A 19,487-nucleotide genomic window follows, 5' to 3' on the forward strand; every position below is an offset into this window, starting at 1 on the left:
TATACTCGAATGATGGGCGATCACCCGCTCTCCTCGGCCATCGGCATCGCCGACCGTGTGCGCTCCGGCATGTCGAGTCCGGTCGAGGCCGTGGAGTCGGCCTTGGCCGTCATCGCGGAACGAGACCCGAAGATCCGCGCCTTCGCCAGCGTCCTCGCCGAGCAGGCCCGCGCCGACGCTCTCGCCCTCACCCATCGTGCCGATCTGTCCTCGCTGCCGCTCGCGGGCGTGCCTGTCGCGATCAAGGACGACATTCCGGTCGCCGGCCAGCCGATGAGAGAAGGATCGCGCGCGACGAGCGCCGAGCCGAAGGCCTCCGACCATTCTGTCGTGGCCAGGCTGCGAGCAGCGGGAGCCGTCGTGGTCGGGCTGACCGCCCTTCCCGAACTTGCCGTGTGGGGCACGACCGACGCTCCCGGCGTCATCACCCGCAATCCATGGAACCTCTCGCGCACGTGCGGTGGCTCGTCCGGGGGGTCGGCTGCGGCGGTCGCTGCCGGAATGGTCCCGATCGCCCACGGGACCGACGGTCTGGGTTCCATACGGATCCCGGCCGCGAATTGCGGCGTGTTCGGTATCAAACCGGGTCGTGGGGTGGTGCCCTCGGAACTCGGTGCGACGTCCTGGTTCGGCATGGCGGAGAACGGCCCGCTGGCGACGACGGTGGCTGATGCCGCCTTGATGCTGTCCGTACTGGCGGATCGACCGGAACTAGCGCAACTCGCAGAGCCCGCACCCCTGCGGATCGCAGTGGCGCCGGGGTCGCCGACCCACCTGTCCGTCGTGGATCCGCACTGGCGGGCGGCAACCGAGCGGGCCGGCACGGAACTGGCCGGCTCCGGCCATCGCGTGGAGTCGGCGAAGCTGCCGTACCCGGTGAACCTCCTCCCCGTCCTCGCCCGGTGGACTGCCGGAACGGCAGCCGACGCGGAGGAACTCGACTTTCGGCAACTGCAGCGCCGCACCCGGCGACACGTGGCCGTCGGCCGAGGGCTCCGACGAGTGGTCCGTTCACAGCAGGTAGTCCGGCTCGAGCAGACGATGTTCGCCTTCTTCGCGGACTACGACGTCGTGATCACGCCCACACTCGCCCAGCCACCGCTGGCCGCCGCGGCCTGGAGCGAGCGATCCTGGACGTCGAATATCGTCGCCAACGTCCGGTACGCCCCGTTCACGGCGCTCTGGAACCTCGTCGGGTGGCCGGCGGCAAGCGTCCCGGTGGGCACGCATCCGCAGTCGGGCACCCCGCTCGCGGTGCAGATCGCCGCGCCACCGGGAGGCGAGGCACGCATTCTGGCACTCGCCGCCCACATCGAACGTGTCGCAGCCTGGCCGAGAGTGGCGCCTGCACGGTGAACGACGGCAATGGTCCGCGCGCCGACGGGGTTGAGGGAACCTGGGGGCGCTCGCATGCGTTGACGTAGAGATACCGTCCCCACGGGCGGTTGGCTGCTACCTGGAGTCGCCGGCGTGCCGTCGCGGTAACCTGGATTGTCCGGTTGGCAGCCGGAAGGCGCACTCGGTAGACCCGCACTCTCGAAAGGACCGGCCACTTCGGCCGACCTGTATGAACCGTAAGACAGTGTTTCGTAACCTGGCGATAGTTGCCGGCATCCTGCTGGTGATCTATGCCTTCAGCTACTTCGGCAACGACACGCGCGGATTCAAGGGTGTCGATACGTCCGTGGCCATCGCGCAACTCGACGCGAACAACGTCGAGAAGGCGCAGATCGACGACCGCGAGCAGCAGCTGCGCCTGTGGCTCAAGGACGGCAACGACGCCACCGGCGGTGAGACCGAGATCCTCGCGAAGTATCCCGAGGCGGCATCGGAGCAGATCTTCACCGAGATCTCCGACAAGGGCCTGGCGAGCTACAACACCACGGTCACGCAGGAGAGCTGGCTCACGTCGATCCTGCTGTTCGTGCTGCCGATGGTGATTCTGCTGGGCATCTTCTTCTTCGTGATGAGCCGAATGCAGGGCGGCGGCCGCGGCGGCGTGATGGGCTTCGGCAAGTCGAAGGCCAAGCAGCTGAACAAAGACATGCCGAAGACGACCTTCGCCGACGTCGCGGGTGCCGACGAAGCGGTCGAAGAGCTGTACGAGATCAAGGACTTCCTGCAGAACCCGATGCGCTACCAGTCGCTGGGCGCGAAGATCCCGCGCGGTGTGCTGCTGTACGGGCCTCCCGGAACCGGTAAAACCCTCCTCGCCCGTGCGGTCGCAGGCGAGGCCGGCGTCCCGTTCTTCACAATTTCCGGCTCGGATTTCGTCGAGATGTTCGTCGGTGTCGGCGCCTCCCGTGTCCGCGACATGTTCGAGCAGGCCAAGCAGAACAGCCCGTGCATCATCTTCGTCGACGAGATCGACGCCGTAGGCAGGCAGCGCGGTGCGGGTCTGGGCGGTGGCCACGACGAACGCGAGCAGACCCTCAACCAGTTGCTGGTGGAGATGGACGGATTCGGCGATCGGACCGGCGTCATTCTCATCGCCGCCACCAACCGCCCCGACATCCTCGATCCTGCGCTGCTGCGTCCCGGACGTTTCGACCGCCAGATCCCGGTCGGTGCTCCCGACCTCGCCGGTCGCCGCGCGATTCTCAAGGTCCATTCGCAGGGCAAGCCGATCGATCAGCATGCCGACCTCGAAGGTCTGGCCAAGCGCACCGTCGGAATGTCGGGTGCCGACCTCGCCAACGTCATCAACGAGGCCGCGTTGCTCACCGCCCGCGAGAACGGGACGGTCATCACCGAGGCCGCTCTCGAGGAGTCGGTCGATCGCGTGGTCGGCGGTCCCCGCCGCAAGAGCCGCATCATCAGCGAGCACGAGAAGAAGATCACCGCGTACCACGAGGGTGGGCACACGCTGGCCGCGTGGGCAATGCCCGACATCGAACCCGTCTACAAGGTCACCATCCTCGCTCGCGGCCGCACCGGCGGTCACGCGATGACGGTTCCCGAGGACGACAAGGGCCTGATGACGCGGTCCGAGATGATTGCCCGACTCGTGATGGCGATGGGTGGCCGTGCCGCCGAGGAATTGGTGTTCCACGAGCCGACCACCGGCGCGTCTTCCGACATCGACATGGCGACGAAGATCGCCCGCTCGATGGTCACCGAGTACGGCATGAGCGCCAAGCTGGGTGCGGTCCGTTACGGACAGGAGGGCGGCGACCCGTTCCTCGGCCGGTCGATGGGTCAGCAGTCCGACTATTCGCACGAGGTCGCGCGGGAGATCGACGAAGAGGTCCGAAACCTCATCGAGGCGGCGCACACCGAGGCGTGGGCCATTCTCAACGAGTACCGGGACGTCCTCGACATCCTGGCCACCGAGCTTCTCGAGCGTGAGACTCTCACCCGTAAGGACCTCGAGAAGATCTTCCACAGCGTGGAGAAGCGTCCGCGCATCACGGCATTCAACGACTTCGGCCACCGGACGCCCTCCGACAAGCCGCCCGTCAAGACCCCGAGGGAGCTTGCGGTCGAGCGCGGCGAGCCCTTGCCCCAGCACCAGCCGGAGCCGGTGTTCGCTCATCAGCAGTCGTCGCAGCAAGCCCAGCCGCAGCAGCAGTACCCGCAGCCGGCGGCCCCGGCAAATGGATACCCGCAGCCGGGCCCCTCGCGACCGCAGGGCGGGATCGCACAGCCGCGCCCGGACTACGGCGCACCCGCGGGATGGTCGGCTCCGGGATGGCCGCCGCGTGATTCGGGTGCGCAGGGCCAGGAAGGCCGGTACTCCGGCACCCCGAACCCGGGCAACGAGTGGAACCCTCCGCACGAGCAGCGTCCCAGCGGGGACGAGGATCCGCAGACGCGGCCCTGGCGAGGACCGGACGGATCGAACTGATCTGCGCGAACTAGGCTGATGTTTCGGGACACACGTTCCCGATAGTGGAGGAGTTTCGGTTGTCGGTAGATCATCTCGATAGTGAACCCGTGGCACTCGAAACGGGACGGGTGTTCGATCAGCCCCGGGCTGAAGCTGCTGTGCGCGAGTTGCTGATCGCGATCGGCGAAGATCCGGACCGGCCTGGCCTCATGGACACTCCTGCCCGGGTTGCCCGGTCGTATCGCGAGGTCTTCGCAGGCCTCTACACCGACCCCGACAGTGTCTTGAACACCACATTCGACGAGGGCCACCAGGAACTGGTGCTCGTTCGGGACATTCCGCTGTACTCGACGTGTGAGCATCATCTCGTCTCCTTCCACGGGGTCGCCCATGTCGGTTACATCCCCGGGACGACCGGCAAGGTGACGGGTCTGTCGAAACTGGCTCGCGTGGTCGACCTGTATGCCAAGCGTCCGCAGGTCCAGGAGCGCCTGACCAGTCAGATCGCCGATGCAGTGATGCGCAAGCTCGATCCGCGCGGAGCGATCGTCGTCATCGAGGCCGAGCATCTGTGTATGGCGATGCGGGGCATCCGTAAGCCGGGAGCCAGCACCACCACCTCGGCGGTGCGGGGACTTCTCCAGTCCAGCGCGGCCTCACGTTCCGAGGCTCTGGACCTTATTCTGCGCAAGTGACCGCAATCGAGCTGCCCTCGCCCGGCCGGACCGTGGTGATGGGTGTCCTCAACGTCACCACCGATTCGTTTTCGGACGGGGGTCGGTTTCTGGATCGAGACGCGGCCCTGGCTCGCGGACTGGAACTGAAGCGTCTCGGGGTGGACATCGTCGATGTGGGCGGCGAATCGACTCGTCCGGGGTCGGCGCGGGTCGCCCCCGAGGTAGAGGCGGGGCGTGTGGCTCCGGTCATCGCAGATTTGGTGGCCGAAGGCATCTGCGTCAGTGTTGACACCATGCGGGCCTCCGTCGCCGAAGTGGCAATCGAGGCGGGCGCTTCCATCGTCAACGACGTCGCCGGAGGGCGCGCTGACGCGAAGATGGCATCCGTCGTGGCAGACGCCGGTGTTCCGTGGATTCTGATGCACTGGCGATCGGCCGGTGACTACGTTCACCGAGGCAACGCGGACGATTACGAAGACGTGGTGCGTGAGGTTCGAGACGAACTGATGACGCAGGTGGACCTAGCGGTCGAAGCCGGTGTCTCGGCGAGTTCACTGGTGCTGGACCCGGGACTCGGCTTCGCGAAGAATGCCGCCCACAATTGGGCGCTTCTCAAAGCATTGCCGGAGTTCACCGCCCTGGGATTCCCCGTCCTCATCGGTGCCTCGCGCAAGAGATTCCTGGGTTCGCTGCTGGCGGAACCCGACGGCACGAGTCGGCCACCGGCGGGACGCGAGGTCGCGACCGCGGTCGTCTCAGCACTCGCCGCCACGTACGGAGCGTGGGGTGTGCGGGTGCACGACGCGCAGGGTTCGCTCGACGCCATCGCGGTGGCCGAGGCGTGGGCACGAGGTGGCGTCGCCGGTGAGTGACCGAATCGAATTGCGCGGGTTGAAGGTTCGCGGTAATCACGGGGTCTTCGAGCACGAGAAGCGGGACGGCCAGGACTTCTACGTCGACATCACCGTGTGGATCGATCTCGCGCCGGCGGCAGCGTCGGACGCTCTCGAGGACACTCTGGACTACGGCGGACTGGCGGAGCGGGCCGCGGCGATCGTCGCCGGGCCGTCCCGGGACCTGATCGAGACCGTGGCCGCAGAGATCGCCGACGGGGTCATGACGGATCCTCGCGTGCAACGCACCGAGGTGGTGCTGCACAAGCCGTCCGCGCCGATTCCGTTGACCTTCGCGGACGTGGCGGTCGTTGCGCACAGGTCACGGCCATGAGCCGCGCCGTGCTGTCCATCGGGTCGAACGTCGGCGACAGCGTCGCCCACCTGCAATCCGTTCTGGATGCGCTGGGAAGCAGTGTGGTGGCGGTCTCGCCGGTGTATTCGACCGCGCCGTGGGGCGGGGTCGAGCAGCAGGACTTTCTCAATGCGGTGCTGGTGGTAGATGATCCGGCCCTCGACGCCGCCGGATGGTTGCGACGGGGACAGCAGATCGAGGCGGCCGCGGACCGCGTACGGACGCAGCGATGGGGCCCGCGGACGTTGGATGTCGACGTCATCGTCTGCGACGGCGTCCGTAGTGACGATCCCCACCTGACCCTGCCGCATCCGAGGGCGCACGAACGCGCCTTCGTCCTCATCCCGTGGCTCGACGCGGATCCCGACGCAGTCCTGCCCGTCGGAGGGGAGTCGCACCGGGTCGACGAACTCCTGGCATCTCTTGACGAGGGTGAACGCGAGGGTGTGCGTCGTACGGAGTTCGCCCTGAACCGGCGGTCGCGATGAAACCGGAACCGACCGGCACGATGAAGCCCACTCGGATCTGGGACCTGCTGTTCCTGGCGGCCCTGGCCGTGGCGGCCACTTGGATTCTGGTCCGGGTCTTCTACGGCTCCTTTCCGCCCATTCCCGTGTACGCGGGGGCGTCGTTGTATCCGGTAGCGGTGATCGAGGTGATTCTCGCGTTCATGGTCCGGTCCAGGGTCAGCAACCACCAGGTCGGTGACGGTCCGCGTCAGCTGCATCCGATCACCGCAGCCCGGGTTGCCGCCTTGGCCAAGGCCTCCGCGTTGGTCGGTGCCGCGACCGCCGGAGTGTGGGGCGGCTTCCTGCTCTACCTCCTCCCACAGCGTTCGGTGTTGCGGGCCGCAGTGTCGGACACGCCGGGTGCCTGGGTCGGGTTGGTAGCCGCCCTGGCGCTCGTCGGCGCTGCCCTGTGGTTGGAGCACTGTTGCCGCACCCCGGACGACCCGTCCGACGAGCCGGCGCACTAGCACGTGGGGGGATCGCCGGACGTGTCCTGCGAATGCGCAGTGCACCGCTGACGGCCAAGTACCCTGGCAAGCATGACGAATCCTGGTCGCCTCAAGTCTGCGCGCCGCAACCAGCGCAGCGCGAGCCAGATGATCGTTGCGGCGTTGCTCGCGCTGGCCGTGGTCGCGTCCCTTTTCCTGATCTTCAGCGAGAGCGTGCCACTGCTGAGAGTTGGCGTGGTCGTGGCACTCTGGGCGGCAACTCTCGGTGCTATCGCGATGACGAAGTACCGGCGCGAGTCCGCTCTCGACAAGGCGAAGGTCAACGATCTGCAAACCGTCTACGAGCTCCAGCTCGAACGGGAGATCTCCGCGAGGCGTGAATACGAGCTGACCGTCGAGAAGCGGGTACGCAGCGAGGTGCGCGCCGACGCCGAGGAACTTGCGGCTCTACGGGCCGAGCTGTCTTCGCTGCGGAAGAGCCTCGAAGCATTGTTCGACGGCGCCATGCCGACCGAAAGGATCGCGCTGCGTGCCGACTCCACGCGGGTTCAGGAACTCGCGGGCGGGTCGTACAGCAGCTACCAACCGGCGGCGTCCGGACTCTATATCCCCGGGGCGGGACACTCCGGTCACCAGGGGCAGCAGAGCGGCGGGCCGCAACACCACTTCGCGAATCCCGACGACGAGCCGGTCACCGCCGAGACCTCCATCGTCGCCCCCGATAACCGGGGCTACGCGGAGGCGGAAATCGAGGTCGAGCCGGAGCCCGAGGCCCAGCCCGAGTCGGAAGCCCAGCCGGAGCAAGAGCCGGAGGCGGAAGCCCAGCCGGAGCAAGAGCCGGAGGCGGAAGCCCAGCCGGAGCAAGAGCCGGAGGCGGAAGCCCAGCCGGAGGTAGAAGCGCAGCCGGAGACCGAGCCCGAGAAAGAGCCGGAGGCGGCACCTCAACCGGAGGTAGAAGCTCAGGACGAGCCCGAGCCGGTGCCGGGGTCGCGGCGTGCTCGTCGACGGGCATCCGAGGACGACGAACCTACCGGCGCACACGCGAGTGGTTTGTCCGTGGCCGAGATCATGGCCAACATGCATACGACGGCGGGCACTGCGCAGGGCACCGGACGTCGACGGCGTCGCGAAGCCGAGTAATGAGGCACAGATCACTTCGCCGGCGCATGGCGGGGTGAACTGGAAGCGGGCTATTCTCACTCGAGAACGTCTGGTACCCGCCGAGCGGGACTGGAACGAACGAGAGGACGAAGGTGACCTCTTTCGGGATCACTAATGGCCCTGCGCCTGCGCGATTGTCGGTAGGAATTGTCTCCGCCGGCCGGGTCGGTACAGCTATCGGGGCGGCGCTCGAGCGGGCAGGTCACGTCGTTGTTGCCTGTTCGGCGGTGTCCGACGTGTCCCGTCATCGAGCGCGCACCCGTCTGCCCGACACGGAAATTCTCCCGGTTGCCGATGTCGCTGCCCGCTCCGAGCTGCTGATTCTGGCCGTTCCCGACGCGGAACTCGCTTCGCTGGTGGCGGGGCTGGCCTCCACCGATGCGGTGCCGAATCGCACGATCGTCGCCCACACCTCGGGGGCCAACGGCATCGGCATCCTCGATCCCCTTGCCCGGCAGGGCGTGGTTCCCCTCGCGATTCATCCGGCTATGACATTCACCGGTCACGACGAGGACACCGTACGCCTCGCGTCGGCATGTTTCGGGCTCACCGCGGCCGACGACATCGGTTATGCCATCGCGCAGTCGCTGGTGCTGGAGATCGGCGGCGAGCCGGTGCGGGTTCGCGAGGACATGCGACCGCTCTACCACGCGGCTCTCGCGCACGGCAGTAATCACCTGGTCACGCTGGTCGTCGACGCCGTCGCCGCCCTGCGTGTCGCGCTCGAAGGGCAGGAGCTCCTGGGGCAGGAGCTGATCGGCAACGAGCCGAACGGCGTTGCGGAACGAGTTCTCCAACCCCTGTTGTCCGCTGCCCTCGACAACGCGCTCCGCCGCGGCCCGGCCGCCCTCACCGGTCCGGTGGCACGGGGAGATTCGGAAGCTGTGGCCACGCACCTGCGGGTACTCGAAGAGGTCGATCCTCGGATCGCCGCGGGGTACCGGGCGTTGTCGCTTCGGTCGGCCCAGCGGGCAGGCGCTACACCTGAACTACTCGACATCCTGGAAGAGCGGAGGTGAGTTCCGTGAGCGAACTGCAAGGCGGATACAAGCGCGGGGAACTCACCGTGCACCACGACCCCAAGGTCCTGACCAGGGTCTCGAAGGCGCTTCGGGGCGTCGGTCGGCAGGTCGCACTGGTGCCGACCATGGGAGCCCTCCATGCCGGACACCTGGAGTTGGTGCGGCAGGCCAAGTTGACGGGCGCGGTGGTGATCGTGTCGATCTTCGTCAACCCACTGCAGTTCGGCGCCGGGGAAGATCTCGATTCTTATCCGCGCACGCTTGATGCCGACCTCGAGTTGCTGCGAGAGGCCGGGGTCGAATTGGCATTCGTGCCCACTGCGGCCGCGATGTACCCGGCCGGTCAGCGGACTATGATCCACCCGGGCCCGCTCGGCGCCGAACTCGAAGGAGCGGCCAGGCCGACGCATTTCGCGGGCATGCTGACCGTCGTTGCCAAGCTGCTCCAGATTGCCGCGCCGCACGTTGCGTACTTCGGTGAGAAGGACTACCAGCAGCTCACGCTGATCCGGCAGATGGTCACCGACCTCGACTTCGACGTCAGGATCCTGGGCGTGCCGACGGTCCGCGAGCACGACGGTTTGGCGTTGTCCTCACGTAACCGGTACCTCGACGAGGAACAGCGTGCTGCGGCGACAACGTTGTCCGCGGCTCTCATCGCCGGCGCCCATGCCGCTGCCGGCGGAGCCGAAGCGATTGTCGCCACCGCCCGTGAGGTGCTGGCGTCGGCGCCCGAAGTAGATGTCGACTACCTCGAAGTGCGGGGCGTCGATCTCGGTCCCGCTCCCGAACGGGGGGACGGTCGCCTGCTCGTCGCCGCCCGGGTGGGGTCCACCCGGCTGATCGACAACGTCGGGGTCGCGGTCGGCACCGGTTTTCTCGAACGTGCAACGGAACCGCCGTCCGGCACGGCTGTCTCCGAAGAGCTCACCTCCCGATAGAAAAGCGTCGAATCTTCCGTCTGTGGAAGAGTAAGGACCAGAACATGTTTCGCACCATGATGAAGTCGAAGATCCACCGCGCCACCGTGACGCACGCCGATCTCCACTACGTCGGTTCGGTCACGGTGGACCAGGATCTGATGGACGCCGCCGACCTTCTCGAAGGGGAGCAGGTGTGCATCGTCGACATCGACAACGGTGCGCGGCTCGAGACCTATGTCATCGCCGGCGCACGCGGTAGTGGTGTGATCGGAATCAACGGGGCGGCAGCACATCTGGTCAAGCCTGGTCACCTCGTCATCCTCATTGCGTACGGAGTCATGAACGAGGAGGAGGTGCGGGACTACCAGCCGCACGTCGTCTTCGTCGATGCAGTCAACAAGCCCATCGAGCTCGGCAGCGACCCGGCGCACGCACCGGAAGGTTCCGGCCTCATCACTCCCCGCATGCTCGGGTCGCTCGACGCCGAGCGTGAATCCAGCCTGGTGTAACCGGTGCTTCTTACCGTCGACGTCCGGAACACGAACATCGTTCTCGGGCTGTTCACCGGATCCGGCGAACACTCGAAGCTGGTGCAGGACTGGCGGATGCGTACCGACCAGAGGATGACGGCAGATGAGCTGGCGCTGATCTTCCGCGGACTGCTCGGCGTGCACGTCGACCAGATCACCGGTGTGGCCGCGTTGTCGACGGTCCCGTCCGTGTTGCGGGAGATTCGGGTGATGTTGACGCGGTACTGGGGTCACGTTCCGCACGTGCTGGTGGAACCGGGAGTCCGAACCGGTGTCCCACTGCTCGTGGACAACCCGAAGGAAGTCGGCGCCGACCGGATAGTCAACAGTCTTGCGGCGCACCATCTGTACGGGGCGCCGTGCATCGTCGTCGATTTCGGCACGTCCACCTGTGTCGACGTCGTGTCGGGTAAGGGCGAGTTCCTCGGTGGGGCTATCGCCCCCGGGCTCGAGATTTCGTCGGACGCACTGGCGTCGCAGTCGGCGGCGTTGCGCAAGGTGGAGCTGCTCCGCCCCCGCTCGGTAGTCGGCAAGAACACCGTCGAATGCATGCAGTCGGGTGCGGTGTTCGGTTTCGCGGGTCTCGTCGACGGTTTGGTACGTCGGGTCCGCAAGGAGCTGCCGGCCTTCGCGGGCTCCGATGTGGTGGTGATCGCGACCGGTGATCGCGCGCCGCTGATCATGCCCGAGACGGAGACCATCGACGAGCACGAACCGGACCTCACCCTCGAAGGCCTGCGGCTGGTGTACGAGCGGAATCAGGCCCGTCGTGGGGCGTCCCGTCGGAGTCCGCTCGACTGACGGGTTCCGTCCGCCCGGAAGATGTGCCACAATGGTCGGCGTGAATCGCTGCGCGAGTGCTCAGGAGTGTTGTCGAGGCTGAACGCTGCCTTGACCAATTCACACTTCTGGAGTCTCTCTCGTGCTCGCAACCTATTCTTCTGCAGCTGTACCCACCCGTCTTCGTCCGGCCGATCTGCTGCGCATCACCGATCAAGGTGCTGCCGAGGTCCTCGACGGCCGGCACGACAACCTCCTCCCACATCGATGGCCGGCCGATGAACGCTGGTCCTCGCGGCTGTACAGCGACGACGACATCGATGTCTGGCTGATCAGCTGGGTTCTGGATCGAAACACCGAATTGCACGACCACGCAGGCTCTTTCGGGGCGCTCACCGTTCTCAGTGGGGCCCTCTCCGAGTTTCGCTGGGCGGGTGACCGCCTGCGTCACCGGACGTTGGAAGCAGGCGATCAGGCTTCCTTCCCGCTCGGATGGGTTCACGACGTCGTGCGCGCCCAGGACGTGCCCGGAGCGAGTGTTTCGACGCCGACTCTCAGCGTGCACGCCTACTCGCCGCCGCTGACGGCCATGTCCTACTACGAGGTCACCGAGCACGGCACCCTGCGCCGCACCCGCAGTGAACTCACCGATCTCCCCGAGGGCGGTTCGAAATGACCATCGATCAGATGCTCGAAGAGGCTCGCACGCAGATCGACCGGATGTACGCGTTCGAGCTGCCCGAGGCGGTGGCGCGCGGTGCGATCGTCGTGGATATCCGACCGCAGGCGCAGCGGGCCGTCGAAGGCACACTGCCCGGCGCTCTGGCCATCGAACGGAACGTGCTCGAGTGGCGCCTCGACCCCACCAGCTCGGCGCACCTGGCATTGGCAGTCAACCACGATGTGGAGTGGATCATCGTCTGCTCCGAGGGCTACACGTCGAGTCTCGCTGCCGCGTCATTGCAACAACTTGGCCTGCACAAGGCGACCGACCTTGTCGGCGGGTACAAAGCGATCAAGGCGGCGGGACTTCTGGGAGCGCTCATCGGCTCGCGGCACTGCGCGCGCGAGCTGGCCACCGTGTCGGCCCATTGACCGAAGCCGGCCGACGCCCGAAGACTCCTGAATAGGGGCGCCGCGGGCGGTCGATTAGGCTGGTGACCCGTGAGTGAAGCAGCAGACCAGCCAGTCGACGACACCCCCGAGCAGCTCCGGATCCGTCAGGAGAAGCGTGCGCGGATCCTCGCGGAGGGGCGCGAGGCGTACCCGGTGTCGGTTGCGCGCACCCACACGCTGTCGGAGATCCGCGCGAAGTATCCGGAGCTGGCGCCCGACACCACGACAGGTGACGTGGTCGGTGTCGCGGGTCGTGTCATCTTCGTCCGCAACACGGGCAAGTTGTGCTTCGCGACGCTGCAGGAAGGCGACGGCACCCAGCTGCAGGCGATGATCAGCCTCGCCTCTGTCGGGGAGGACGCGCTCGCGTCCTGGAAGGCCGATGTCGATCTCGGTGATTTCGTGTTCGTCCACGGTGAGGTGATCAGCTCCCGTCGTGGCGAGTTGAGCGTGATGGCCGATTCGTGGCAGATCGCCGCGAAGTCGCTTCGTCCGTTGCCGGTAGCGCACAAGGAGATGAGCGAGGAATCGCGCGTCCGGCAGCGTTACGCCGACCTGATCGTGCGAGCGGAGGCGCGCGAGAATGCGCGCAAGCGGGTGGCCGTAGTACGAGAACTGCGCAATGGTCTCGAACGCCGCGGATTCCTCGAGGTCGAGACACCGATGTTGCAGACGCTCCACGGTGGCGCCGCGGCCCGGCCCTTCGTCACTCATTCCAATGCCCTCGACATCGACCTCTATCTGCGTATTGCGCCGGAACTGTTCCTGAAGAGGTGCGTCGTCGGCGGTATCGAGAAGGTTTTCGAAATCAATCGCAATTTCCGGAACGAGGGCGTCGATTCCACCCATTCGCCGGAATTCGCGATGCTCGAGACCTACGAGGCCTACGGCACGTACGACGATTCCGCCGTCATGATCCGTGAACTGGTTCAGGAAGTCGCCGAGGCGGCTTTCGGGTCGACCGTGGTGACACTTGCGGACGGCACCGAATACGACTTCGGTGGCGAATGGAAGACCCTCGAGATGTACCCGTCGCTGTCACAGGCGATCGGTGTCGAGGTGACCCCCGCGACCACCGTCGACGAATTGCTTGCGCTCGCTCAGAAGGTAGGCCTCGAGGTACCCAAGGACAAGGGGTACGGGCACGGAAAGCTAGTGGAAGAACTATGGGAGCACCAGTGCGGCGACCAGTTGTACGAGCCCACATTCGTTCGGAACTTCCCGGTCGAGACGTCTCCGCTCACACGGGACCACCGGACCGAACCGGGAATCACGGAGAAGTGGGACCTGTACGTGCGCGGCTTCGAGTTGGCCACCGGCTATTCGGAATTGGTCGATCCGGTGATTCAGCGTGAGCGTTTCGTCGATCAGGCCCGGCTGGCCTCGGCCGGTGACGACGAGGCGATGGTCCTCGACGAGGAGTTCCTCGCCGCGATGGAGCAGGGAATGCCTCCCACCACCGGTACCGGAATGGGAATCGATCGACTGCTCATGGCATTGACGGGATTGGGAATCCGGGAAACAATCCTCTTTCCCATTGTTCGCCCCTCGTCCCGCTGATTCACCTCGACGAAATCGTGCAAATAAGATAAGTCCATTCTCCGTATTCCGAGACGACGAATCAAGGGTATGGTTACCTCCGGGTAGTAGCTCGCGTTGACGATGACACGTTCGCTTCATTCGAGAGGAAATTCATCCCATGGCCAAGAAGGTTACCGTCACCCTGATCGACGATGTCGATCAAGAGGCATCTGCTGATGAGACCGTCGAGTTCGGACTCGACGGTGTCCAGTACGAGATCGACCTTTCCTCGGAGAATGCGGCTAAATTGCGCGAGCAGCTCGACGTGTGGGTTTCGCATGCCCGAAAGGTCAGTTCGCGCAAGCGTGGCAAGACCGTGGCGGCAGCCCCGGCCGCTACCAAGTCCCGCGTTTCTGTCGACCGGGAACAGAGCGCCGCCATCCGTGAATGGGCGCGCAAGAACAACAAAAAGGTTTCTGCACGCGGACGGATCTCCGCCGAAATTATCGACGCGTACAACAAAGCGAACTGAATGTCGGCTGGGAACAGAATTCGCTGAATCGGTCCCCGGGAGCCTTCTCGGCTGTTACGGTCCACGACTGATCGGATAATCGGTTAATGTGGACTGGCCACGCCTCGTTGCGTGCGGATTCGGCAATTCTGTTCCTGGCGTTCGGGCTGTAGGCCGACAGGGGACCGACCTCGGCGTAACAGCCCCTTCCGGGAGCGGAATCTTCCCTGTCCAGTGTGCTGCGCGAAGCGACAACACAGATGCTCTCGCCCACACCGACCTGAACCCTCGTGTGCTCGCCGACCTCCGGCCGTGTCGCCGGACGCGACTTTCCGGCCCCATCGCCACCGCCGGTTTCCTGCGAGCTTTCGGATGCGTCCTCGAGGCGCCGCAGGATCTGCTCTGCCCTCAGTCGTGTCGGGGGACTGCGTCGGCAGGGAGTGGGTGGCGAACACACAGGTCATCGACATACCCTGTCGGGACAGGCCGGACTGGCAGGCTTTCTGTTCGTGCGGCAACGCTGCGACGGAAACGACTGCGTGCGGGTCGCGGACTTCGCGACAGCTGTGGGAACTGTGGTCGACCCATCCGGCAACGTCCTTGCGACGAACAACTGGACAGAAGTATCTGTTCGAGCCCACCCCGGCGGCTACGAAACGGTGGCCTCGTCGGCCTCGCCTTCCCTGTTCGCTCCAGGCGTACAGGGAAGCGAAACGAATGCCGGAGCTGGGGCGTTGAATACGATAAGCAGGCTCGCCCGCTCACCTAAAGGGGTGGAGGGGCAGCAGGTCGATCGGCAGCCAACTAGAGTATGAGATGGGGTCGTGGAACCTTCGTCGGTTCAGGGCTGAGGCCAATTCAGGGCTGAGGCGTTCGAGCAGGCGGTGGCGATCTGCTTGTTGTGCCGGAGCGAAACGCGGCGAACAGGGACGAGACACCCGGTCTCGTGACTGCTCGTCGGAAAGTGTGAGGGAGAGCGATGTTCGAGAGGTTCACCGATCGCGCACGGCGCGTTGTTGTCCTGGCTCAAGAAGAAGCCAGGATGCTCAACCACAACTACATCGGTACGGAGCACATCCTGCTCGGCCTCATTCACGAGGGCGAAGGTGTCGCTGCCAAGTCGCTGGAGTCGTTGGGCATCTCCCTCGAAGGAGTGCGCAGCCAGGTCGAGGAGATCATCGGCCAGGGCCAGCAGGCCCCGTCCGGCCACATCCCCTTCACCCCGCGTGCCAAAAAGGTCCTGGAGCTCAGCCTGCGCGAGGCGCTGCAGCTCGGACACAACTACATCGGTACGGAGCACATCCTGCTCGGCCTCATCCGCGAGGGTGAAGGTGTCGCGGCGCAGGTGCTGGTCAAGCTCGGTGCCGATCTCAATCGCGTGCGCCAGCAGGTCATCCAGCTGCTGTCCGGTTACCAGGGCAAGGAGCCGGCCGAAGCGGGCGGCACTCGCGGCGAGGCGGGCACCCCGTCGACGTCGCTGGTGCTCGACCAGTTCGGTCGCAACCTCACCCAGGCAGCCCTCGAAGGCAAGCTCGACCCCGTCATCGGCCGCTCGAAGGAAATCGAGCGTGTCATGCAGGTGCTGTCGCGCCGTACCAAGAACAACCCCGTGCTGATCGGCGAGCCCGGTGTCGGTAAGACCGCCGTCGTGGAAGGTCTGGCCCAGGCCATCGTCAACGGCGAGGTCCCCGAGACGCTCAAGGACAAGCAGCTGTACACGCTCGACCTCGGGTCGCTCGTGGCCGGCAGCCGCTACCGCGGTGACTTCGAGGAACGCCTGAAGAAGGTCCTCAAGGAGATCAACACCCGCGGCGACATCATCCTGTTCATCGACGAGCTGCACACCCTCGTGGGTGCCGGCGCGGCCGAGGGCGCCATCGACGCGGCCTCGATCCTCAAGCCCAAGCTCGCTCGCGGTGAACTGCAGACCATCGGTGCCACCACCCTCGACGAGTACCGCAAGTACATCGAGAAGGACGCCGCACTCGAGCGCCGGTTCCAGCCGGTGCAGGTCGGCGAGCCGACAGTGGAACACACCATCGAGATCCTGAAGGGTCTTCGCGACCGCTACGAGGCGCATCACCGCGTGTCCATCACGGATGGTGCACTCGTTGCTGCCGCCACGCTGGCCGACCGCTACATCAACGACCGCTTCCTGCCAGACAAGGCGATCGACCTCATCGACGAGGCCGGAGCCCGGATGCGTATCCGCCGGATGACCGCACCGCCGGACCTGCGCGAATTCGACGACAAGATCGCCGATGCCCGCCGTGAGAAGGAATCTGCGATCGACGCGCAGGACTTCGAGAAGGCCGCGAACCTGCGGGACAAGGAGAAGACCCTCGTCGCGCAGCGCGCGGAGCGGGAGAAGCAGTGGCGTTCCGGTGACCTGGACGTCATCGCCGAGGTCGACGACGAGCAGATCGCCGAGGTTCTGGGCAACTGGACCGGCATCCCCGTGTTCAAGCTCACCGAGGAGGAGACCACGCGTCTGCTCCGCATGGAGGAGGAGCTGCACAAGCGGATCATCGGTCAGGAAGACGCGGTCAAGGCTGTCGCCAAGGCGATCCGTCGTACCCGCGCCGGCCTGAAGGATCCGAAGCGTCCGTCCGGTTCGTTCATCTTCGCCGGCCCGTCCGGTGTCGGTAAGACCGAGCTGGCCAAGTCTCTCGCCAACTTCCTGTTCGGCGAGGACGACGCTCTCATCCAGATCGACATGGGTGAGTTCCATGACCGCTTCACCGCGTCGCGGCTGTTCGGTGCCCCTCCCGGCTACGTCGGTTACGAAGAGGGCGGCCAGCTCACCGAAAAGGTGCGCCGCAAGCCGTTCAGCGTGGTGCTGTTCGACGAGATCGAGAAGGCACACCAGGAGATCTACAACACCCTCCTGCAGGTGCTCGAAGACGGCCGTCTCACCGACGGCCAGGGCCGGACCGTGGACTTCAAGAACACGGTGCTCATCTTCACTTCGAACCTCGGAACCTCGGACATCTCCAAGGCGGTGGGCCTCGGATTCACGTCGGGCAAGGGCGACGAGTCGAACTACGAGCGGATGAAGCTCAAGGTCAACGACGAGCTGAAGAAGCACTTCCGGCCCGAGTTCCTCAACCGCATCGACGACATCGTCGTCTTCCACCAGCTCACCACCGAGCAGATCGTCAAGATGGTGGACCTGATGGTGGCACGCGTCGAGGTGGCGCTGAAGAACAAGGATATGACCATGGCGGTCACCGACAAGGCCAAGTCGCTTCTGGCCAAGCGTGGCTTCGATCCGGTCCTGGGTGCACGGCCGCTGCGTCGCACCATCCAGCGCGAGATCGAGGACCAGCTGTCGGAGAAGATCCTCTTCGGCGAGGTCGGCCCCGGTCAGATCGTGTACGTCGACGTCGAGAACTGGGACGGCGAGGGTGCGGGCGAGGACGCGAAGTTCACGTTCCGTGGCGAGACCAAGCCGGTCACGGTGCCCGATGAGGTTCCGATCGACCTGGCCAAGTCGGGCGCGTCCGACTCGGAGTAGGTAACTATCACACGAACGGGCCGCCGGTGGATTTCCACCGGCGGCCCGTTCGTCGCATGCGGGGTCAGAAGCTCTTGCGTCCGGACCAGTTGGCCAGGCGCTCGGTCGGGCCCGCGGCAGGCTTGGGATCGACCACTTCGGCGAATGGAACCTGTCCACCGCGGACTTCGGCCGGAATCGCCTGGCGGGCGACGGCGAGCGCCGCTTCGGCGAGCGCGGGCCGAGCTTCGGAGTGCTGACCGGTGGCGACAGCGATGTCCCAGCCGTGGACCAGTGTCTCGTTGATGTATCCCCACACGGCCGCACGGCCGGGCACCGTCCCCCACGGCGCTCGAACGTCGGCGTCCAACCGGTCGTCGCCCCAGGCCGGCCACATCCGTTCGATCGCGGACCGATAGGCGGCTGCGTAGTCCCCGTCGGAGAATTCGGTGACGACGAGGGGGATCGTGCCCGGATCCCCGCCTTCGCCGATGACCCGGGCACGTTCCACGGTGGCCACCAGATGGCCGAGAAGGGTGCGGACGTCGAAGTCGGCGCACGGGGTGGACGCCGCCAGCTGGTCTTCGCTGACCTTGTCGATGAGGCCGGTTGTCCAGGCGAGTGCCTCGCGGTAGAGGGGACGGGGATCGGTGGTTTGTGTCGTCATGCGGCAACTATCGCCGCGAAACATGACATCTCCTGTCATGTATTTCTGCGAAACTTTTCCCATGCGTGCCGACCGTCTGCTGTCGCTGGTGCTGCTGCTCCGAAACCGTGGTCGGATGTCGGCGTCGGCGCTTGCCCGCGAGCTCGAGGTATCACCGCGTACCGTGCTGCGTGACATCGACGCTCTGTCGTCGGCGGGGATACCGGTGTATGCCGAGCGTGGCCGGGACGGCGGCTTCGAACTGCTCCCCGGATTCACGACGGACCTCACCGGTCTGACCCTCGACGAGGCGAAGGCTCTGCTGGCGGCCGGTTCCGCCGCCACCTCGCAGTCACTGGGCATGGCTCCGGCCTTTGCGTCGGCGATGCGCAAGGTGGTGGCGGCGATGCCCGACGCACACCGCGCAGCGGCCACCAAGGTTGCCGAACGAATTTTCGTCACTCAAGGAACCTGGTTGTCGGACCCGGACCAAGCCGACGAATATCTCGGTCTGATCCAGCAGGCCGTGTTCGTCGGACGTCGCCTGAGCATTCTGTACGCGTCGAGAGGCGCGGCGGCGGTCCGGAGAATTGTCGACCCGCTGGGACTCATTTACGCGTCCGGACGGTGGTACCTCGTCGCCATGGATGCCGGCAGGGAGAGGATGTACCGACTCGAGCGCATCGAGGAGGCAGTGGAACTGGAGGAACCTGCGCACCGGCCGGCCGACATCGACCTCGCCGCCATCTGGCAGCGTCGCCGCGCAGCGTTCCGGGCGAGAACGGAACCGGTTGTCGCGGACGTACTCGTGCGTGTGGCCCGCCGGGACGATCTCGTGGAACGGGTGTTCGGTGTGCGCTCCCAGTCCGTGTTCGACCGTAGTCGGGTTCGCGTCGAGGTGGTGTTCGGCGACCGTGCCCATGCGCACGGTGTGCTCTGGGCGATGGGCGACGATGTCGAGGTCCTGGAACCTCCGGATCTGCGGACAGAACTGCGGTCCAGAGCGATGCGGATGCTCGCACGGTACGAGTAGGTTCGAGGAGAACTGACGTCACACGAGAGGATCGGC

Annotated in this window: 19 protein-coding genes; 18 read left to right on the plus strand and 1 reads right to left on the minus strand. The window is 65.7% G+C overall.

Annotation, left to right across the window (positions count from 1 at the left end):
- The first annotated feature begins 12 nt into the window (after window positions 1–12).
- The 17 genes from CBI38_RS03625 (at window position 13) to CBI38_RS03705 (ending at window position 17,793) form a co-directional block, all read left to right on the plus strand.
- Window positions 13–1,356, plus strand: a complete 1,344-nt coding sequence (locus CBI38_RS03625) for an amidase (RefSeq protein WP_109334832.1) — start codon at window positions 13–15, stop codon at window positions 1,354–1,356.
- A 211-nt stretch (window positions 1,357–1,567) separates the two neighbouring features.
- The gene (ftsH, locus tag CBI38_RS03630; protein ID WP_109326454.1) at window positions 1,568–3,847 is read left to right on the plus strand and encodes an ATP-dependent zinc metalloprotease FtsH; all 2,280 of its coding nucleotides are present in this window, start codon (window positions 1,568–1,570) and stop codon (window positions 3,845–3,847) included.
- Between the two features lie 59 nt (window positions 3,848–3,906).
- Window positions 3,907–4,524 carry a GTP cyclohydrolase I FolE gene (gene folE, locus CBI38_RS03635; RefSeq protein WP_109334833.1) on the plus strand — a complete coding sequence of 206 codons (618 nt, stop codon included), beginning with the start codon at window positions 3,907–3,909 and terminating at the stop codon, window positions 4,522–4,524.
- On the plus strand, window positions 4,521–5,378 hold the full coding sequence (gene folP / locus CBI38_RS03640) for a dihydropteroate synthase (protein ID WP_109326455.1): 858 nt from the start codon (window positions 4,521–4,523) through the stop codon (window positions 5,376–5,378). The genes folE and folP overlap by 4 nt, the downstream gene beginning before the upstream one ends.
- Window positions 5,371–5,733 carry a dihydroneopterin aldolase gene (folB, locus tag CBI38_RS03645; protein WP_109326456.1) on the plus strand — a complete coding sequence of 121 codons (363 nt, stop codon included), beginning with the start codon at window positions 5,371–5,373 and terminating at the stop codon, window positions 5,731–5,733. The genes folP and folB overlap by 8 nt, the downstream gene beginning before the upstream one ends.
- A complete protein-coding gene (gene folK / locus CBI38_RS03650; protein ID WP_109326457.1) occupies window positions 5,730–6,242 on the plus strand; it encodes a 2-amino-4-hydroxy-6-hydroxymethyldihydropteridine diphosphokinase in 513 nt (170 codons plus the stop codon). Before folB ends, folK begins: the two co-directional genes overlap by 4 nt.
- A 20-nt stretch (window positions 6,243–6,262) precedes the next feature.
- On the plus strand, window positions 6,263–6,730 hold the full coding sequence (locus CBI38_RS03655) for a DUF3180 domain-containing protein (RefSeq protein WP_201453587.1): 468 nt from the start codon (window positions 6,263–6,265) through the stop codon (window positions 6,728–6,730).
- 72 nt (window positions 6,731–6,802) lie between these two features.
- A complete protein-coding gene (locus CBI38_RS03660) occupies window positions 6,803–7,852 on the plus strand; it encodes a DUF6779 domain-containing protein (RefSeq protein WP_204164869.1) in 1,050 nt (349 codons plus the stop codon).
- 113 nt (window positions 7,853–7,965) lie between these two features.
- Window positions 7,966–8,892 (plus strand): Rossmann-like and DUF2520 domain-containing protein, encoded by a 927-nt coding sequence (locus tag CBI38_RS03665; RefSeq protein WP_109326462.1) that lies wholly within the window; start codon window positions 7,966–7,968, stop codon window positions 8,890–8,892.
- A 5-nt stretch (window positions 8,893–8,897) separates the two neighbouring features.
- Window positions 8,898–9,836 carry a pantoate--beta-alanine ligase gene (panC, locus tag CBI38_RS03670; RefSeq protein ID WP_109334834.1) on the plus strand — a complete coding sequence of 313 codons (939 nt, stop codon included), beginning with the start codon at window positions 8,898–8,900 and terminating at the stop codon, window positions 9,834–9,836.
- Between the two features lie 44 nt (window positions 9,837–9,880).
- On the plus strand, window positions 9,881–10,327 hold the full coding sequence (gene panD / locus CBI38_RS03675; protein ID WP_109326463.1) for an aspartate 1-decarboxylase: 447 nt from the start codon (window positions 9,881–9,883) through the stop codon (window positions 10,325–10,327).
- Window positions 10,328–10,330: 3 nt separating this feature from the next.
- Window positions 10,331–11,149: a type III pantothenate kinase gene (locus CBI38_RS03680; RefSeq protein ID WP_109326464.1), complete on the plus strand. Its 819-nt coding sequence runs from the start codon at window positions 10,331–10,333 to the stop codon at window positions 11,147–11,149.
- Window positions 11,150–11,270: 121 nt separating this feature from the next.
- A complete protein-coding gene (locus CBI38_RS03685) occupies window positions 11,271–11,804 on the plus strand; it encodes a cupin domain-containing protein (RefSeq protein ID WP_109326465.1) in 534 nt (177 codons plus the stop codon).
- Entirely contained in the window at window positions 11,801–12,223 is a 423-nt protein-coding gene (locus CBI38_RS03690; protein WP_109326466.1) for a rhodanese-like domain-containing protein, read from the plus strand. The genes CBI38_RS03685 and CBI38_RS03690 overlap by 4 nt, the downstream gene beginning before the upstream one ends.
- 69 nt (window positions 12,224–12,292) lie before the next feature.
- Window positions 12,293–13,804 (plus strand): lysine--tRNA ligase, encoded by a 1,512-nt coding sequence (gene lysS / locus CBI38_RS03695; protein ID WP_109326468.1) that lies wholly within the window; start codon window positions 12,293–12,295, stop codon window positions 13,802–13,804.
- 139 nt (window positions 13,805–13,943) lie between these two features.
- Complete coding sequence (locus CBI38_RS03700; protein ID WP_109326469.1) at window positions 13,944–14,297, plus strand: histone-like nucleoid-structuring protein Lsr2; 354 nt, start codon at window positions 13,944–13,946, stop codon at window positions 14,295–14,297.
- Between the two features lie 958 nt (window positions 14,298–15,255).
- A complete protein-coding gene (locus CBI38_RS03705; RefSeq protein ID WP_109326470.1) occupies window positions 15,256–17,793 on the plus strand; it encodes an ATP-dependent Clp protease ATP-binding subunit in 2,538 nt (845 codons plus the stop codon).
- Between the two features lie 64 nt (window positions 17,794–17,857).
- Here the strand turns inward: CBI38_RS03705 and CBI38_RS03710 are convergent, their stop codons facing one another.
- The gene (locus CBI38_RS03710; RefSeq protein WP_109326473.1) at window positions 17,858–18,463 is read right to left on the minus strand and encodes a TIGR03086 family metal-binding protein; all 606 of its coding nucleotides are present in this window, start codon (window positions 18,461–18,463) and stop codon (window positions 17,858–17,860) included.
- A gap of 37 nt (window positions 18,464–18,500) precedes the next feature.
- On the opposite strand from CBI38_RS03710, the gene CBI38_RS03715 reads away from it, so the two are divergent.
- Window positions 18,501–19,451 (plus strand): helix-turn-helix transcriptional regulator, encoded by a 951-nt coding sequence (locus tag CBI38_RS03715; protein ID WP_109326477.1) that lies wholly within the window; start codon window positions 18,501–18,503, stop codon window positions 19,449–19,451.
- Window positions 19,452–19,487 lie beyond the last annotated feature (36 nt).

The organism is Rhodococcus oxybenzonivorans (assembly GCF_003130705.1).
Classification (GTDB): domain Bacteria; phylum Actinomycetota; class Actinomycetes; order Mycobacteriales; family Mycobacteriaceae; genus Rhodococcus_F; species Rhodococcus_F oxybenzonivorans.

Bases quoted from the DNA above. Each gene is read 5' to 3' on its own strand.
- CBI38_RS03625 (WP_109334832.1), top strand. From the start codon at position 13: ATGGGCGATCACCCGCTCTCCTCGGCCATCGGCATCGCCGACCGTGTG.
- ftsH (WP_109326454.1), top strand. From the start codon at position 1,568: ATGAACCGTAAGACAGTGTTTCGTAACCTGGCGATAGTTGCCGGCATC.
- folK (WP_109326457.1), top strand. From the start codon at position 5,730: ATGAGCCGCGCCGTGCTGTCCATCGGGTCGAACGTCGGCGACAGCGTC.
- CBI38_RS03655 (WP_201453587.1), top strand. From the start codon at position 6,263: ATGAAGCCCACTCGGATCTGGGACCTGCTGTTCCTGGCGGCCCTGGCC.
- CBI38_RS03660 (WP_204164869.1), top strand. From the start codon at position 6,803: ATGACGAATCCTGGTCGCCTCAAGTCTGCGCGCCGCAACCAGCGCAGC.
- panD (WP_109326463.1), top strand. From the start codon at position 9,881: ATGTTTCGCACCATGATGAAGTCGAAGATCCACCGCGCCACCGTGACG.
- CBI38_RS03690 (WP_109326466.1), top strand. From the start codon at position 11,801: ATGACCATCGATCAGATGCTCGAAGAGGCTCGCACGCAGATCGACCGG.
- CBI38_RS03700 (WP_109326469.1), top strand. From the start codon at position 13,944: ATGGCCAAGAAGGTTACCGTCACCCTGATCGACGATGTCGATCAAGAG.
- CBI38_RS03705 (WP_109326470.1), top strand. From the start codon at position 15,256: ATGTTCGAGAGGTTCACCGATCGCGCACGGCGCGTTGTTGTCCTGGCT.
- CBI38_RS03710 (WP_109326473.1), bottom strand. From the start codon at position 18,463: ATGTTTCGCGGCGATAGTTGCCGCATGACGACACAAACCACCGATCCC.
- CBI38_RS03715 (WP_109326477.1), top strand. From the start codon at position 18,501: ATGCGTGCCGACCGTCTGCTGTCGCTGGTGCTGCTGCTCCGAAACCGT.